The 18,519-nt window shown below is 47.9% G+C and carries 9 protein-coding genes; all 9 read right to left on the bottom strand.

The annotated features are described in order from the left end of the window. Positions 1-46: 46 nt before the first annotated feature. A complete protein-coding gene (locus ACOJUN_RS12955; RefSeq protein WP_422137009.1) occupies positions 47-1,741 on the bottom strand; it encodes a hypothetical protein in 1,695 nt (564 codons plus the stop codon). A gap of 111 nt (positions 1,742-1,852) precedes the next feature. Beyond that, entirely contained in the window at positions 1,853-4,084 is a 2,232-nt protein-coding gene (locus ACOJUN_RS12960; protein ID WP_422137010.1) for a C2H2-type zinc finger protein, read from the bottom strand. A 158-nt stretch (positions 4,085-4,242) separates the two neighbouring features. Further along, positions 4,243-5,631 carry a hypothetical protein gene (locus ACOJUN_RS12965; RefSeq protein ID WP_422137011.1) on the bottom strand — a complete coding sequence of 463 codons (1,389 nt, stop codon included), beginning with the start codon at positions 5,629-5,631 and terminating at the stop codon, positions 4,243-4,245. Positions 5,632-5,984: 353 nt separating this feature from the next. Then, a complete protein-coding gene (locus ACOJUN_RS12970; RefSeq protein WP_422137012.1) occupies positions 5,985-7,700 on the bottom strand; it encodes a hypothetical protein in 1,716 nt (571 codons plus the stop codon). 123 nt (positions 7,701-7,823) lie between these two features. Then, positions 7,824-8,636, bottom strand: coding sequence for a hypothetical protein (locus ACOJUN_RS12975; protein ID WP_422137013.1), 813 nt, complete (start codon positions 8,634-8,636; stop codon positions 7,824-7,826). 35 nt (positions 8,637-8,671) lie between these two features. Continuing rightward, positions 8,672-10,429, bottom strand: a complete 1,758-nt coding sequence (locus ACOJUN_RS12980; RefSeq protein ID WP_422137014.1) for a hypothetical protein — start codon at positions 10,427-10,429, stop codon at positions 8,672-8,674. 169 nt (positions 10,430-10,598) lie between these two features. Further along, positions 10,599-12,764 (bottom strand): hypothetical protein, encoded by a 2,166-nt coding sequence (locus ACOJUN_RS12985; RefSeq protein ID WP_422137015.1) that lies wholly within the window; start codon positions 12,762-12,764, stop codon positions 10,599-10,601. A 176-nt stretch (positions 12,765-12,940) separates the two neighbouring features. Next, positions 12,941-15,850, bottom strand: a complete 2,910-nt coding sequence (locus tag ACOJUN_RS12990; RefSeq protein ID WP_422137016.1) for a hypothetical protein — start codon at positions 15,848-15,850, stop codon at positions 12,941-12,943. Between the two features lie 458 nt (positions 15,851-16,308). After that, a complete protein-coding gene (locus ACOJUN_RS12995; protein ID WP_422137017.1) occupies positions 16,309-18,348 on the bottom strand; it encodes a hypothetical protein in 2,040 nt (679 codons plus the stop codon). Between the last annotated feature and the right edge of the window lie 171 nt (positions 18,349-18,519).

Genomic DNA, 18,519 nt, shown 5'->3' on the forward strand with positions numbered 1-18,519 from the left:
CTCTTTTGATTTTCTCCAGAAATTTGGCGTTCTTGCAGAGTCTGTCTCAGGAACTCTGCAGGTTACCCTTGCGGACCAGGCTTGTGTTACAGGCTTTTTGCTTTCTATGTTTTCTTCTTTTGTGATCCGACAGGGCTTGAACACTTTTGCAGATTTTACCGCATGGCCGTCGCTGGCCATCAGCATCGATCAGGATCACGTCACAGATTTTTTGCTCGCTATGGCTTCTTCTTTTGTGATTCCAAAGAGCTCGAGCATTTTTGCAGACTCGATCGCATCGCCGATGCTTGCCATCCGCCCCTAACACGATCACGTCACAGGTTTGTCGCTCGCCATGTGTTTTTCTTTTGTGATCCGACAGGGCTCGAGCATGCTTGCAGATCTTCCCGCATGGCCTTGGCTGGCCATCTTCTCCGGTCACAGTCACGTTACAGGTTCTTTGCCCGCTGTGGACTCTGCTTTTGTGATCTGAAAAAGCTTGTGCAACACCTGTTTGGGAATGACGAGCTGTGCTTTGACTCAATTGTGACGATTCAGTGGTGTTTGGTTGTGTTTCTGAATTTCCCATTGGAGGAGGCAGTTGGGTGAATGTCAGGGAGCCCCCTGCTTCTTGAGAAAGACCGTGTGAATCGGGTGACCGATTAATGACCGGAAACTCAAGCGCGTTGGACGACAAACTTCTGTGGGATAGCACTTCATCATTGAGTAGCCTGTTAGTATTCTTTGTAAAGGCCACTCCTGCATTCATTAAGTCTGAAAAGCTGAAGCTATTGATCGGGTCGTTATCAAAGTTATACGCCTCCAGATCAAATAGAGGCCTGGAATCGAACGGAAATTCAATGTCAGAAAGATCGTCCAATGTTCCGACAGCCGAGTTTGGTTGGGAACCTTTAGCGCTCAAAAGATCAAAGTGACCTATGCAACTAAAGCAGCGCCCGTCAGCCAAATGGGGGCATGAGTTTTGTTCGGGTGTTGCTTTTATGTGAGCTCGCAAGTTTTCTATAGAATGCGACGGCCATTCATCAGGATCACTGCTATCGGATGATGGTCGGAATTCACAAGCGCCACGACAGGGATAGATGAAACAATTTAAACCTAGAGTGTGTGAATGTTGTTGTGGATCTTCGTTACCGTCGGCAGATTCAGAATACTGGAGATGAGTAAAATAGCCTGTAGGCTGGCTGGTGGCCTGTGGAGTACGCTGCCTTGATGATTCAGCTGGCTGATTTTGGGGTGGATTATGTCCGGAGCCAAGTGTCATAGTGATGGTCGCAAACAGTTGATCTCTCTGTGTCAAAATAGATGTCGACTGTAGTCTAATTGGTTTAAATAACTGTGAATCATGATTCCAAAAGCTTTTTAAAAGCCAGCAGGCAGTGACAACCGCTTCCAAAGGTAGCCAAGAATAAGGGGTGGAGCTATGGGAGTCGTCTTGGGTGGTCAGGATGAGTTCGTAAGCAACCAGCAGGTTCGAGACGTAAAGCCATTGCCGCGAAATCGACTCAATGATAGACGAACAGACACGACTTTGTCGCTTTCTATCCGATGGCGAATCTGATCCTGTATAACCGTTTGTGTCGGCAATGTCTGAGGAGGGCGGCAGTGTACCTCGGCTACGCTTTATAAAAAAGCTCTGTTTTTGAGAACCCGAATTCTGTTCAATCTCAATAGTAAAAGGTCCTGTCCAGGTTTTGGCCTGACAGACGACAGAAAACGACAGAAGCGGCAAAAGCAGTGCCAAAGAGAGAGTATGTTTAATAATTCTATCCCTGGAATCTAGTTCACTGGCAAGAAGAATAGATCACCTAACGAAAGAGCGGAGGTCAGATCATTACTTATTTACTCAATCTTTTTAAGGGCTGAGGTCATCTTCCTGCTCCTCAGCAGTGTGCTTGCGTTTTCGATCTATTCTTTTATGTTGCAACTGGGTTTCAGCATTACTGCAGCCCCTGGCGCCCGGTTGCGACTGGCTGTTCCCTCTGTCTATGGTTGAGTCACAGATTTGTTGCCCTGTATGCTCTTTTCTTCTGTGAGTCGACAGAGACTGAGGTCTCCTGTAGACCTTCCCGCATGGTTGCAGCTGGCCATTCTCCCCGACTATTGTCACATCACAGATCCATTGCCGGTTATGAAATTGGCTTTTGTGAGTCGATAGACTTAGAGCACTCTTAAAAATCTTTTTGCATGGCTGAAGCTGTCCATTCTCCCCGACTATTGTCACGCGACAGGTTCTTTGCCCGCTATGATATTGGCTTTTATGAGTCGATAGTGACTGAGCATTCTTACAGATCTTCCCACATGGATGCGATTGACCATCCTCGCCGATTGTTATCATATCACAGGTCTTTTGCCCAGAATGATATTGGCATTTATGACTTGCCAGAGATTGAGCACTCTTAAAAATCTTTGCGCATGGCTTAAGCTGTCCATTATTCCCGACTACTGTCACATGACAGGTCTTTTGCATGCTGTGAGCTTTGCTTTTGTGAGATGACAGGGCGACAACACTCGTTGAGACCTTTCCGCACGGTTGTGGCTGGCCATCCTTCCCGACCACCTTCACGTGACAGACTTGTTGCCTGGGGTGGATTCTGCTCTTGTGACATGACAGGACTCGAGCATTCTTGCAGACTTTTCCGCATGGCCGTTGCTCACCATCCTCTCCGATCACTGTTGAATCACAGGTTTTTTCACCGCTATGTTCTCTGCTTTTGTGTTCCGACAGACTTTGAATACGCTTGTAGCTCTTTCCACAAAGTTGTTGCTGGCCATCCTCCCCGATCACTATTAAGTTACAGGTAGTTTGCCCGGTGACGATTATGCGATCTGAAAGGGCTGATGCTGCGGCTGTAGGGGGACGATCAGCCTGGCTTTGACTCAATTGGAATGATTCATGGGTTGTTTGTTGTGTTTCTGAAATTCCCGTCGGAAGAGGGGATTGGTTAAGTGTCAAGGAAAATCTGGCATTTTCGGCAAAACTCTGAAGATCAAGTGACCCATTAGTGGCCGGAAATTCATAGTCGTTGAAAGAAAAATTCCTGAACGTCAGCTCTTCATCATTGGGTGCTCCTATAGCATCCGATCTATAGGCTGCTCCTGCATTCAGTAAGTCAATAGAGTTGAAGTTATTGGCCGGGTTGCTACCAAAGTCGTTCACCTCTCGATCAAATAGTGGGCCAGAATCGAATGGCAATTGAATTTCAAAAAGCTCATCCAATGTTTTCAAAGTTGAGTATGCCTGGGAGGCTGAGGCGCATGCAGGATCAAGATAGCGCATACAACTGAGGCAGTGTCCATGGGGCAGATGAGGACATGTTTGTTGAGGTGTTACTGCGTTGTCTATCGAACTGTTTGGAGAATTCAGCGGCCTTTCAACTGAATCGCTGCTATCGGATGGTGGTCGGAATTGACAAACGCCATTGCAGGGATAGACGAAACAATTTAAACCTAACGTGTGTTGGTGTTGTTGAGAGCCTCCGTTGCCATCGGCAGAGCCGGAGTAAAAGATGCTGGTGAAAAAGTCTGTAGCCTGATTACTGGTCGCAGGGGTGGGTTGACCGGATGATTCTGATGCCTGATAGGGAGGTGGGTTATGTCCAGAGCCAAACATCGTGGTGATGGTTGCAAATCGGTGATCCCCCTCTGTCAACATAAGTGCCGCCTGTTGTTCAATTGATTTAAACAGCGGTGAATCGGGATGCCAAAAACTTTTTAAAAGCCAGCTGACAGCTATAATCGCCTCCAAAGGTAGCGATGAATAAGGAGCGCAGCTCACAAGAGCGTCTTGAGTGGTCAGGATCAGCTCAAAAGCCATCAGCAGATTCGTGGCGTAAAACCATCGCCACGAGATCGACTCAATAATGGTCGAACCAGCATGTCTGTGTTGTTTGTCATCGGTTGACAAAGCTGATCCTGGGTAGCTTTTTGTGTCGGTAGTGTCTAGCGGGTTTCCCGACAGTGTTGGCCGGTCAGACTTTATGGAAAAGCTCTGTTTTGAACTTGCATTCAGTTCAAGCTCAACACTAAAGCGTCCTTTCCACGGATTGGCCTGACAGACGGCAGACAGCCACAGTAGCAGCAACAACGGTGCCGCAAAGAGAAAGTGTTTAATAATTCTGTCTCTGGATCCTGATATACAGAGAGGAAGGATAGATCAAGAAAATAAACATGTTTTTCTGTCAAAAACATTCTCTTTAAAGCCGATGGTTGCTGCCGGAAAAAAAGCATGGAAGGTTGGGTAAATCAAAGGCCGAGGTCAGAGTCCAGACTAACAGGCTTGTGTTTTCGATGTCTTCCTTTGTGGTCCCACAGGGTTTTAGCATTCTTGCAGATCATACCGCATGGTTGTTGTTGGCCATCTTCCCCAACTACCATCACATCACAGGTTTGTTGTCCGGTGTGCACTCTGTTTTTGTGATTCGACAGGGCATTAGCATTTTTGCAGACCCTCCCGCATGGCCACTGTTTGCCATCCTTCCTGACCACTGTTTTGTCACAGGTTTTTTGCCCGCTGTGGCATTTGCTTTTATGCTCCGCCAGAGAGCGGGCATTCTTGCAGACCATACCACATGGCCACTGCTGGCCATCTTTCCCGACCAGATTCACATCACAGGTTTGACGTCTGCTGTGGTATCTTCTTTTGTGATCCGACAGGGCTTGAGCATTTTTGCAGAATTTCCCGCACAGCCGTGGCTGGCCATCTGCTCCGATCAGGGTCACGTCACAGATTTTTTGCCCGGTATGGTATCTGCTTTTGTGAACCGAAAGGGCTTTAGTATTTTTGCAAACCCTTCCGCATAGCTGCGGCTGATCATACTCCCCGCCCCGCAGCTCGTTGCATACCAGGTTCCCAACGTAGCATTTGCTTTTGTGATTTGTCATGAGTTCTTGTGTCTCAGTCAATTGGTCAAAATCGAATGGGCGGTGAATTTCAGGGAGTTCATTCAATGTTTCAAGAGCTGAGTGTTGTTCGGAATATGCTTCGTTTGCCGGATCAAAACCTATGCAACTAAGGCAGTATCCATTAGTCAAATGAGGGCATGAGCTTTCAATGAAACTCAGCGGCCATTCGGCGGGTGCTCTGCTATCGTGTGATGATCGGAATTGACAAACCCCAATGCAGGGATAGACGAAACAATTTAAACCCAGAGTGTGCAGGTGTTGTTGAGGATCTCCTTTACCGTCGCCAGAGCCAGAATACACAGGGTTGGTTAATGAACCAGCCATGCGGGTGATGGGTTGTGGGGCTTTCTGGCTGGACGATACAGATGGCTGGTATTCTTGCTGGTTACTTCCAGAGCCAAACATCGCTGCGATGATCGCAAAAATCGCTTTTACAGATAGCCATGAAGAAAAGTTCGAATTTAGAGGGAAGGGGTCGGTTGTCAGGGTCAGCTCGTAAGCAAGCAGTAGCTTTGTGACATGAAGCCATTGCCACGAAGTTGACTCAAAGGTGGTCGTTTTCACTTCGTAACGGCAAAGTTTTTGGCGTTTGTCATCGTGGGGCGAAGCTGATCCTGAACAGCCGTTTGTGTCGGCAATATCTGACGGGTTGTCTGGTAATGTCTGACGGTCATGCTTTATGAAAAAGCACCGGTTTGAAGAACCAGCATCCTGTTCATACTCGATCATAAAACGTCCTGTCCACGGTTCGGCCCAGACGACAGATAGTGACTGAAGCAGCAAAAGCAGTCCCGCAAAGAGTAAGTATCTAATAATACTGTCCTTGCTTTCTGGCTACAGAGAGGAAAGATAGATCAAGAAAATAAGTGTGTTTTTGTGCCTCCTTCATAAATGATGGGTATCATATCCATACCACTTATTCATTTACCTTTTTGTGGAGTGGAGTCATCCTCCCGGCGTTCATCAACAGGCTTGTGCTTTCGATGTATTCTTCTGTGATTCGAGGGGTCCATAGAAAGCTGGCAGACCTCCCTGCATGGACGCAGCTGACCATCCTCTGCGAGTATTTTTACGTCACAGGTTTATTGCTTGCTGTGAGCTGTTTTCTTGTGATACGTCAGGGTACAAATATTCTTGCAGACTTTCCCGCATGGCCATTGCTGGCCATCTTCCCCAATCAGGGCTGTGTCACAGGTTTGTTGTCCGCTATGGTATCTTTTTTTGTGATCAGACAGAGCTTTGGAGCCCTTGCAGATCGCCTCGCATGGCTGCAGTCGGCCATCCTCCCTGATCATTATTTCGTCGCAGATTTGTTGCCTGCCGTGAGCTGCTCTTTTGTGATCTGACAGGGTCTTAAGACTCTTGCAGATCTTCCCACATAGCCGCTGCTGACCATCTTCCCCGACCATTCTCACGTCACAGGTTTGTTGCCCGCTGTGGTATCTTATTTTGTGATCCGACAGGGCTCCAGCATTCTTACAGACCCTCCCGCAGAGGTGCTTCTGGCCATTCACTCCGATGACTCTTGCGTCACAGGTCTTTTGCCCGGAGTGTACTTTGCTTTCGTGAACGGATAGCGATAGAGCATTCTTGCAGACTTGCCCGCATGGTTGCCGCTGGCCATCCTCTCCAACCAGGGTCATATAACAGGCTTTTGGCCCGGTGTGGGCTCTTCTTTTGTGATTCACCAGGGCTTGAATATTCTTGCAGACCATCCCGCATGGCCGCTGCTGACCATCCTCACGGACCACTGTAACTTTGCAGGTTGGTTGCTCGCTGTGATATTCGCTTTTGTAGTCCGGGGCCATTCCTTCTGAGGCAACCCCGTCTGAGGCAACCCCGTCTATAACGTTGTCGTACACGTTATGCGGCTTAAGCTCAACTGGTTGGCCAGAATTATATTGGAGATGAATGGCAGTGGGATCAATCCATGTTTCGATAGGTGGTTTTTGTTGGAAATATGTTGCGCCTGCAAGATCAAAATCACCTATACAATTAAAACGGCATTCATTCACCAAATGGGTGCATGAGCTTTGTCCTTTCGAACTTTCTTCGGTACTCAATGTCCATTCAGTGGGCTCACTGCTGAAAGATAATGGTCGAAATCTGCAAACGCCACGACAGGGATAGATGAAACAATTTAAACCCAGGGTGTGTGACTGTTCTTGAGGGCCTCCGTTACCGCCGCGATAGTCAATATTCACGAGACTGTTGAAAGAGCCTGTAAGGTGATTGGAGGCTTTCTGGAATTGCTGACCGGATGATGCTGATGGCTGGCATTGTTGTTGGTTATTTCCGTAGCCAAACATTGCATTGATGGTCGCAAACGGTTGATTCTGATTCGCCTCTTGCTGAGCCACTTTTGGTTCAATCGGGTTAAACATCGGTGAATTGGGGTTCCAGTAGCTTTTTAAAAGCCAACAGAAAACTATAATTGCTTCTGGAGGTAACCATGAATAAGGATTGGAGAACAGAGGAGCGTCTCTGGTGGTCAGGATAAGTTGGTTAACCGCCAGCAGATGAGTGGTATAAAGCCATTGCCACGAAATCACATTAATGATGGTTGTTTTAACTCCATAACTGCAAGATTTTTGAGGTATATCATCAGGGGGCGAATCAAATCCTGAATGGTCTGAAGTACAGATAATGTCTGACGGGTTTTCTGACAATGTGTGCTGGTCTTGTTTTATGTAAAAGCCCTGATCTGGAGAACCAGTATCCTGTTCAAACTCGACAATAAAACATCTTGTCCGGAGTTCAGCCTGACAGGGGAGAGACAACGTCAGAAGTAAAAACATCACTACCGCAAAAGGTGAGTGTTTGATAATTCTATCCTTGCTTTCTGGTTTACAGAGAGGAAGGATAGATCAAGAGAATCAGCATGCTTTTCTGCCAAAGATATTCTGTTCATAAACCCTTTACTAAAACCAAAGGCTACACCGGGCAAAAAGTCGCTGCGTATTGGTCAGACCTTTGCCGAACATATTAAGGATCGAGGTTATTGTCCAGATCCACATCAACAGGCTTGCGTTTTCCATGAATTCTTCTGTGAACACTGTCACCTTACAGGTTTTTTCTCCGCTGTGGAGTTTGTTTTTGTGAGTACACAGAGATTGAACATTCTTGCAGACTGCACCACTTAGCTGCTTCTGGCGATCCCTTCTGGTCACGGTGATATTGCATATTATTAGATTTTTGTCGTGTATTATTTCTTGCCCGGACAAGGTTTGTTGGCAGTGAGTAGCTCCTTTAGCTGGTGTTCCTTCGGGAACAAGGCAATCATTCCCGGGTATTGACGCATCATCGCTGAGTAACCCGATAAGAGCTTCTGTAAAGGCTGTCCCTGAACTCATTAAAAGCCAACTGAAAAATGCAACCGCTTCTGCTGCTAGCCATGAATATTGAGTGGTGCCTGAAGAGGCGTCTTTGTTGATCAGGATTAGCTGGTAAACAATCAGAAGATGAAAGTTGTAAAGTAATTGCCAAAAAGTAGAATCAATAAGGGGCGTCTTCAGTGTGTAAATGCAATGTTTTCGTCGTTTTTTATCAGGTAGAAAACCTGATTCATTGTGGTCGTTGGTGACGCTAATATCTGAAGGGTTGCCCGACAATGTGCCCCGGTCAAATTTTATAGAGAAAGTGTCGCTTGGAGAACCTGCACCCTGTTCAAGCTCGACATTAAAGCGTCCTGTCCACGGTTTGGCCTGACAGACGACAGTCAGCGACAGTAGCACTCGGAAAAAACCATGAAAGGGTGCCAGACAAGGGATTAATCGCCCTGTTTCACATTCACAGGCTTGCGTTTTCGGTGTACTCTTTTGTGATTCGAAAGTTCCAGAGCATTGTTGCAGATCTTCCCGCATGATTGCTGCTGGCCATTCTCACTGATCACGATCACTTCACAGGTTCTTTGCCCGGTGTGGTATTTTCTTCTGTGATCTGACAGGGCTTTGGAACTTTTGCAAACCGCCCCGCATGGCTGCTGGCCATTTTCTCCGATCACTGACAGGTTACAGATTTTTTGCTCGCTGTGGTCTCCTCTTTTGTGATCCGACAAGGCTTGAGCACTCTTGCAGACCTTCCCGCATGGGCGCGGCTGTCCATCCTTCCCGACTATGGTCTCTGCACAGGTTTGTTGCCCTGTATGGTATCTGCTTTTGTGAGATGACAGGACTCGAGCATTCTTGCAGATTCTTCCGCATGGTCGTTGCTGACCATCCTTGTCGATCACTTTTTTGTCACAGGTTTGTTTGCCGGTGTGGAATCTGCCTTTGTGATTCATCAGGACTTGAGCATTCTTGCAGACCTTTCCACATGGTTGCTGATGGCCGTCTTCAAGGACCAGGGTCGCGTCACAGGTCTTTTCGCCGGTGTGGTATTTGCTTTTGTGAGATGACAGGGCTTGAGCATTTTTACAGACATGCCCGCATGGCCGCTGCAGGCCATCTTCCATGACCAGGGTCACGTCACAGGTTGGTAGTCTGCTCTGGTCTCTGGCTCGTATTTTACGACGCATACTGAGTAACCCATCGATTATAACAATGTCATCAGCGGTGACAGGCAAATGCCCCGACATTGGTACATTAGAATTGACTGGTCCGGCAGGGTCATTATTTGCTGCCCCTGCATTCATTAAATGTCTGGCGATTATAGAATGAACATGACTTCTGCAGCTCAAGCTGGGACCATTAGCCAAACAGGCGTGTGAGTTTTGTCCTGTTTGACCTGTCGAATGGTCTAAGGGATTTGGCGGCCATTCAGCGTGTTCATTGCTATCGAATGATGGTCGAAATTGACAAACGCCATGGCAAGGATGGAGGAAACAATTCAAACCTAACGTGTGTGAGTGTTGCTGAGGATCTCCTTTACCCTCGCCAGAGTGTAGGAAACTCGTGAAAGAGCCTTTAGGGTGGGTGGTAACTTGTGGGGCTTGCTCACCAGAAGATTCTGATGACTGATGCTGATATTGTGCCGGGTTATGTTCAGGGCCAGACATAATAATGGTGATCGCAAACGGGCGATTTTGGCTCGCTTCCCTTTGTACAATCGGGTTAAACAGCGGTGAATCAGAGTTCCAAAGGCTTTTTAAGAGCCAACCGACAGCGATAGTTGCTTCCAGAGGTATCCAGGAATAAGAAGGTGTCGCAAAACTCCAGTAACCCTTTCTCAACCCGGAGCAGATGAGTATTTTTGTGACAGCCTGATAAAGGGTCGGGCCCAGGGGCTTGTCTTTGTTGGTCAAGATCAGTTCATAAGCAACCAACAGCTTTGTTGCGTATAGCCATTGCCACGAAATCAACTCAATAAGAGTCTTTTGTATCTCGTAACTATAAATCTTTTGTCGTTTGTTATCAGGTGGCATACCCGCTTCTGCGCAGCCGTCAGTGTTGCCAATATCTGAGGGGGTGAGCGACAATCTGCGCCGGTCAAGTTTTATAGAAAAATTATGGTTTGGAGAAGCTGCATCCTGTTCAGGCTTAACAATAAAACGTCCTGCCCAGGGTCTGGCCTGGCAGACGACAGACAACGACAGCAATAGCAGTGCAGCCGGGACTATGTGTTTGATAATTCTATCCTTGCATTCTGGTTTACAGAGAAAAAGGATAGAACATGAAAATAAGGGTGTTTTTCTGGCAAAAAGCCTCTCTTGAAAAGCAAAAGTCGCATCTGGAAAAATCTCATGAAAGCTTGCCAGACTAGTCGTTCAGGCCCGTATCCATACGCTTGCGTTTTCGATGAAGTCTTTTGTGCACCGACAAGGCGTGAGCATTCAGGCAGATCTTTCCGCATCGCCGCTGCTGATCATACATCACGGCCACGGTCTCATCACAGGCTTGTTGCCCTGTGTGGTCTCTTCTTTTGTGAGATGACAGGTCTTGGGCATTCTTGAAGAACTCTCCGCATGGCCGCAGCTTGGTGTCCTCCCCGACCACGATCGCGTCACAGGTTTTTTGCCCGCTGTGGACCTTGCTTTTATGAGACGACATAGATGGAGCATTCTTAAAGATGATTCCGCATGGTCGCAGCTGGCCATCTTCCCCAACTACGGTTACGTCACAGATTTTTTGCCCGGAGTGGAATCTACTTTTATGAGTCGACAGGGCCTGAGCATTTTTGCAGAGCTTCCCGCATGGCCGAGGCTGGCCATCATCCCCGATTACAGTCCGGTCACAGGTTTTTTGCCCGCTATGCCCTCTGCTTTTGTGACATGACAGGGCTTTGGCATTCTTGCAAATCATTCCGCATGGCTGCTGCTGGCCATCCTGCCCGGGCTCTATTACCTCACAGACTTGCTGCCCGCTGTGGTCTCTGCTTTTGTGATCACCCAGGGCACGGTTATTCTTGCAAACCTTCCCGCATGATTGCTGCTGGCCATTCTCATTGATCACGTTCACTTTGCAGGTTTGTTGTCCCTTGTGGTATCTGTTTTTGTGAGATGACAGAGCGTTGGCGTTTTTGCAGACAGTTCTACATGGTCGCTGCTGGCCAGATTTCCCGGGCACAGTCTCTTGACAGATTCGTTGTCTCGTGTCGTCTGTTCTTTTGTGATCCGTCTGGGCCTGATCACTTTTGCAGGACTTCCGGCATGATCGCATTCGGTCATTCTTTCCGATCATGGTCACATGACAGATGTTTTGCCCGCTGTTGTCTGTGGCTTGTATTGCTTCTGTCTGGAAAAGATCAGGTTGGCTCTGAGCCGATTGGGATGATTCAGTGGTTATGTGTTGTGTTTCTGAATGGGTAGACGTGAAGGAAATCCCGGTTTCTCCGAGAAGATTCTGGCCACGTAGCTTGAGTAAACCGTTAACTATAACCAAATCATCAGCAGTGATAGGTAAATGTCTGCGCATTGGGATATCATCATTGACTGGCTCCATAGGGGCAGTATTTGCCACTTCAGCACTCATTGAACATCCAGGGTTGCAGCCATTCAGGTTGCCATCAAGACCATGGAGCTGATGCTGATCAGCCTGTTGCTCAGAAGGTTGGCCAGAATCACACTGGAGATGAATGTCAGGGGGATTAATCCGTATTTCGAAAGGTCGGATTTCTTGGAAATCTTTAGCGTTTACAAAACCAGAATGATCCGAATAACCAGGGCTGTATCCATTGGCAGAATGGGGAGGTGTTTTTTGACCGGGCTTAACTCCTGCGTGATCTGACGAACCGTCCTCGGAATTCGGTGGCCATTCACTGGGCTCTGTGCTGTTGGGTGAGGGTCGGAATCCGCAAACACCATGACAGGGGTAGACAAAACAATTTAAATCCAAAGTATGAAAGTATTGCTGAGGGCTCCGGTTACCCCGGCCAGAGGCAGAGTACAGAGGGCGAATTATAGAACTTGCAAGAGAGGGGGTGGCTTGTGAGGCCTGTAGGCCGGATGGTTCTGATGGTGGGTGTTGTTGTTGGTTACGCTCGGAGCCAAACAGCGCAGTGATGATCGCAAACGGGTTATTTTGACTCGCTTCTTGCGGTGCCTCTTTTAGTTCAATCAGGTTAAACAGTGTTGAGTGGGGACGGCAATAGCTTTTTAAAAGCCAGCTGAAAGCGATAACCACTTCGACAGGTATCCATGAACACGGGGTGGAGCGCGCAGAGGCGCCTCTGATAGTCAGGATCAGTTCGTAACCAGACAGCAGATGATTGGCGTAAAATAGTTGCCAGGAACTCGACTCAACAGGGGTCGTATCTACCCCGTAACCAGGGGGTCTGTGTTGATTGTCAGCAGTGTCTGACGGATTGTCGGACAATGTATGCTGGGCACGCTTTATAGAACAGCTCCGGCTTTGAGGACCTGCATCCTGCTCAAACTCAACAATAAAAGGTCCTGTCAAAGGCTCGGCCTGACAGACGACAAACAACGACAGCACCAACAGTGGTAACGAAAAGAATGAGTGTCTAATAATTCTATCCTTGTGTTCTGGTTTACAGAGAGGAAGGATAGGTCAAGAAAGTAAGCGTGTTTTTCTGTTAAAAACCTTCTGTTAAAAAACCAAAGCTGCACCGGAAAAAAACTCATGAAGGGACAGGTGCCAGATCAGGGGACACCTTGGTCCAAACTAACAAGCTTGCGTTTTCGATGTACTCTTTTGTGCTCCGACAAGGCTTGAGCACTCTTGCAGACCTTCCCGCATGGGCGCGGCTGACCGTCCTTCCCGACTGTGGTCTCTGCACAGGTTTTTTGCCTGGCATGGTCCCTTTTTTTGTGATCCGACAGGGCACTGGCATTCTTGCAGGTCTTCCCGCATTGTTGCTGCTGACCATCCCCCCCGACCATGATTATGCTACAGGTTTTTTGTCCGGTATGGTTTCTGCTTTTGTGATCCGAAAGGGATCTGATATTTTTGCAGACTTGCCCGCATGGCAGCGTCTGACCATCTTCTCCGACCACGGTTGCGTCGCAGACTTGTTGCCCGGTATGGTGTCTTCTTCTATGATCCGACAGAGCACTGGGATTTTTGCAGATCTTCCCGCATGGTTGCTCCTGGCCATTCTCTCCAAACACTGTTTCGTCACAGGCTGGTTGCTTGAGATGGTGTTTGATTTTGTGAGATGACAGGGCTTTAGCACTTTTGCAAACCGCCCCACATGGTTGCTGTTGGCCATCCTCTTTGACCACCGAAACCTCGCAGGTTTTCTGCCCAGAGTGGTTTCTGCTTTTGTGATATGACAGGGCTTTGGCATTCTTGCAGACTATCCCGCATGGCTGCGGCTGGCCATCTTCCTCGACCACGGTCACGTCACAGGCTTGTTGCCCGCTGTGTTGTCTGATTTTGTGATCTGAAAGGGATTGAGAGCTCTTGCAGACCTTCCCGCATGGCCGCTGATGACCATACTCCTCGACTACTGTTATGTCACAAATCTGTTGCCCGCGGTGGTTTTTGCTTTTGTGAGATGACAGGGCTCGAGAATGTTTGCAGAGCTTCCCGCATGGCCGTTGCTGACCATCCTGTCCATACACGGTCACATCACAAGTTTGTTGCCCGCTGTGGTATTTGCTTTTGTGAGACGAAAAAACTTGAGAGTTTTTACAGACTCTGCCGCATAGCTGCTGCTGGCCATCCTCCCCGACCACGGTCAGGTCACAGACTTGTTCCCTGGAGTGGATTTTGCTCTTGTGAGACGACAGGGCTCGAGCATTGCTACAGACTGATCCGCATGGTCGCTGCTGGCCATCCTCCCCGACCACGGTCAGGTCACAGACTTGTTCACCGGAGTGGATTTTGCTCTTGTGACATGACAGGGCTCGAGCATTCCTGCAGACTGATCCGCATGGTCGCTGCTGACCATCCTCACCAATCACGGTCACTTGACAGGTCTTTTTTAGGGTGTGGTATCTGCTTTTGTGAGCCGAAAAAATTTGAGAGTTTTTACAGACTCTGCCGCATAGCTGCTGCTGGCCATCCACCCCGACCACGGTCAGGTCACAGACTTGTTCCCCGGAGTGGATTTTGCTCTTGTGACATGACAGGGCTCGAGCATTCCTGCAGACTGATCCGCATGGTCGCTGCTGACCATCCTCACCAATCACCGTCACTGGACAGGTTTTTTGTCCTGTATGGTATTTGCTTTTGTGAGACGAGAGGGCTCTGGCATTCTTGCAGATTGCTCCGCATGGCCGTTGTTGGTCTTCTTTCCCAGCTAGGCTCAGGTTACAGGTTCTTTGTTTGCTGTGATCTGTAGTTTGCGCCTGATCTGTCCGGGAATGGCGAGGTGGGCTTTGACCCAATTGGTATGATTCTGTTGTCGTTTGTTGTGTTTCTGAAGTCCCCATTGGGGGAGGGGTAAGTGTAAATGGAATTTCGTTTCTTTCGAGAAGAATGCGCTTGCCCAGATTCAGCAGAGCGTTGACTATCACCCAATCATCAGTGTTGATAGGCAAATGCTCATGCATTGACACATCATCATTGAGTGTATCGGTATGGTCAATATAGGTAGTCCCTGTACTCGAGTTTGCATGGTTGCAGCTGTCGGTCGGGTTGCTGCTCATGCCCTGGGAGTCTGGCTGGTGCGCCTGTGGCTGAAGGAGTTGGCCAGAAATGCATTGCAGTGGTATGCCAGGGGTGGGAGCCCATGTTTCGACAGGCGGATTTTGTTGGCAATTGGTAGCGTATACAGAATCAGAATTACCCACACAATCAAGGCAGTAAGCATTGGTACATTGAGGGCGTGAGTTTTGTTCGGGTGTCGCTCCTCCTTGATCTGTAAAGCTGTTTTTGTAATTCAGCGGCGATTCATCGGATACCCTGCTATCGAGTGATGGCCTGAGCCTGCAAACGCCATTGCAGGGATAGACGAAACAATTTAAATCGAAACTATGTGAGTCTTGATGAGGGCTCTGGTCACCACCGCCAGAGTCAGAATACAGGCAATTAGTGAAATAGTTTTTAGTGTCTGTGATGGGTTGTGGGGCTTGCTGCCCCGATGACTTTGATGGCTGGTATTGCGATTGGTCATGTCCAGAGCCAAGCAGCATAGTGATGGCCGCAAGAGGGTGATTCTGACTCGCTTCCTGTTGCTCAATCGAGCTGAACAGTGGCGAATCGTCGCTCCAATAGTTTTGTAAAAGCCAACCGGCGGCGACAACCGCTTGTATCGGTAGCCATGAATAAGGGGTAGAACCCGGAGGGGCTTCTCTGGTGGTCAGGTTGAGTTCGAAGGCTACCAGCAGATAAGTGGCGTAAAGCAACTGCAAGGAAATTGACTCTATGTTGGTCCTTTTTAACCCGTAACTGAATGAACTGTGTCGTTTGTTATAAGACGGTAATTCTGATTCTGCATAGCCTTTTGTTCCGGCAATGTCTGACAGCTTGCCCGGCAGTACATGCAGGTTATGCTTTATAGAAAAGCACTTGCCTGTATAAGCTGAATCCTGTTCAAGCCCGATAATAAAATGTTTTGTTATCAGTTCAGCCTGACAGGCGACGGATAACGACAGTAGTAGCAACAGTGGTGCCCAAAAGAGTGAGTGTTTAATAATTCTATCCCTGTATTCTGGTATACAGGGAGGAAGGATAGATCAATAAAGTAAGGGGGTTTTTCTGTTAATAAACTTCTGTTGAAAGCCAGAGGTTGCAACGGGCAAAAAGTTGCTGCGAAATGGCCTGCCTTGTAAGGGGTGTATTAAAGATCCTGATCGGGATTCTACTGTGCCATTCAATAGTTCAAGAAGCGATTTTTCTTGGGAAGCTGGAGCATCTTCAGATTCAAAATACCTCATGCAACCATAGCAGTATTGGTTAGCCGAAAGAGGGTATGAGCTTTGTCCCGGCGTGACTCCTGCGAGGCCTGTCGAATTTTCGCTAAAAAGAGTGAGTGTTTAATAATTCTATCCTCGCGTTCAGATACACAGAGAGGAAGGATAGATCAAGAAAATAAGTGTGTTTTTCTTTTGAAAATTTTCTGTTAAAAACCCAAGGCATCACCGGTCAAAAAATCGCTGCAAATAGCTCTGTCTTCTTGAGGAGTGAAGTCATCATCCCGGTTTATATCAACAGGCTTACGTTTTCGATGTATTCTTTTGTGGCTTGACAGGGCGTGAGCATTCTTGCAGATCTTTTCGCATGGCTGCGGCAGGCCATCTTTCCCGATCACTGTTTTGTCACAGATTTGCTGACCGCTGTGTTCTTTTCTTTTGTGTGTCGAAAGGGCTTGAGCATTCAGAAAGACTATTCCACATGGCTTCGGCAGGCCACCTTCCCCAAACAGACTCTCGCCACAGGTTTTTTGCCCGGTGTGGACCCTGCTTTTGTGAGACGACAGGACACGAGTATTCTTGCAGACTTTGCCGCATGGTTGCTTCTGGTTATTCTCCCCGATCACGGTTACGTTGCAGGTTGCTTGCTTGCAGTGATTTCTGTTTTTGTGATCCGAAAGGGCTTGTATACTCTTGCAGAGCTTGCCACATGGCTGCGGTTGACCATCCTCCCCGATCACGGTTGCGTCACAGGTTTGTTGTCCGCTGTGAGTGCTTCTTTTGTGAACCAACAGAGTTTTGGCATTCCTGCAGACTTTACCGCATGGCTGCGGTTTGCCATCTTTGCTGACCACAACTTCGTCACAGGTTTGTTGTCCACTATGAATGCATTTTTTGTGAATCTGCAAATATTGATTATTCTTGCAGATCTTCCCGCATGGCCGTAGCTGGCCATTCTTGCCGACCACAGTCAGGTCACAGATTTTTTTTTCGCAGTGTGAGTCTCTCTTGTGATACGACAGATTTCTGGCACTATTGCAGACTTTCCCGCAGGGTCTTGGCTGGTTATCCTCTCCGACCACTATCATGGCACAGGTCTTTTGCCCGGTATGGAGGTTGCCTTTGTGGTCCCACAGGGCTCGCTTATTTTTGCAGACTTTCCCACATGGTCGCAGCTGGCCATTCTTTCCGACTACGGTCACCTCACAAGTTCTTTGCCCGCTGTGGATGCTGCTTTTATGAGATGACAGTGATCGAGAGTTCTTGCAGATCGTCCCACATGGCTGCAGCTGTCCATCCTTCTTTACCACGGCCACATCACAGGTGAGTTGCCCGACAGCGTCAGTGGTATCGACAGGTTCTGAACTCATTGAGTTTGAGGCGACCCCACCTGCAGGGTTGCAGTTATTGGCCGGGTTGCCACCCATGCCATGGGCCTGGAGTAGAGGATCAAGTTGGCTCATGTAACTTAATCTGTATCTATTTGCCAAATGATGGAGTGCGTTTCGTTCGGCTGTTTCTCCTGTGTAATTCAGAGAACTTTCACCGTCATTCAGAGACCTTTCAGCGTAACCTCTGCTATCGGATGATTGTCGTAACAGACAAACGCCAAAACAGGGAAAGATGTAGCAATTTAAGCCCATAGAGTGTAAATGCCGTAGGGGGTCTTTGTTACCGTCGCCATAGTCAGTATTCAGGGTGCTGGTGAAAGAATGTATGCGGTGGCTGGTTGTCTGCGGGGCTGTCTGGGTGGATGATTTTGATGACTGGTCTTGTGGTTGGTCATGTCTGGAGCCAAACATCATGGTGATGGTTGCAAACAGGTAATCCACCTGTGTTAATATATATGCCGAATGTCGTACAACTGGTTTAAACAGCGTTGAGGCTGGGTTCCAGTAGCTTTTTATAAGCCAAACGGCAGTGATAGCTGCTTCTGTAATGGGTATCCATGAATAAGGACTGGAGTACAGAGGTGCACTTCTGGTTTTCAGTTTCAGTTCGCAATCAACGAGCAGGTGAGTGGCGTAAAGAAATTGCCACGAAATCGACCCGGTGAGGGTAGTTTTCACTCTGAAATAGAAAGGCTTGTGTCGTTTTATTTCGAATAGCCAATCCTGTTCTGTATAGCCGTTTATGTCGGCAATGTTTGAAAGATCGTCCGACAATGTAGGCTGTTCAAGCCTTATAGAAAAGTTCTGTTTTAGAAAACTTGCATCCTGTTCAAACTCAACTACGTGACGTCTCGTCAAAGTTTTGGCCTGACCGATGACAGAAAACGACTGTAGCAGCAACAGAAGTACCGTAAAGAATGAGTGTTTAATAACTCTATCCCTGCATTCTGGTTTACAGAGAGGAAGAATAGATCAAGAAAACAGGCGTGTTTTTCTGTTATGGTGTTGTGTCATAAAACGGTTATTAAT

It is taken from the genome of Endozoicomonas sp. ALD040 (genome assembly GCF_049275945.1).
Lineage (GTDB): Bacteria > Pseudomonadota > Gammaproteobacteria > Pseudomonadales > Endozoicomonadaceae > Endozoicomonas_A.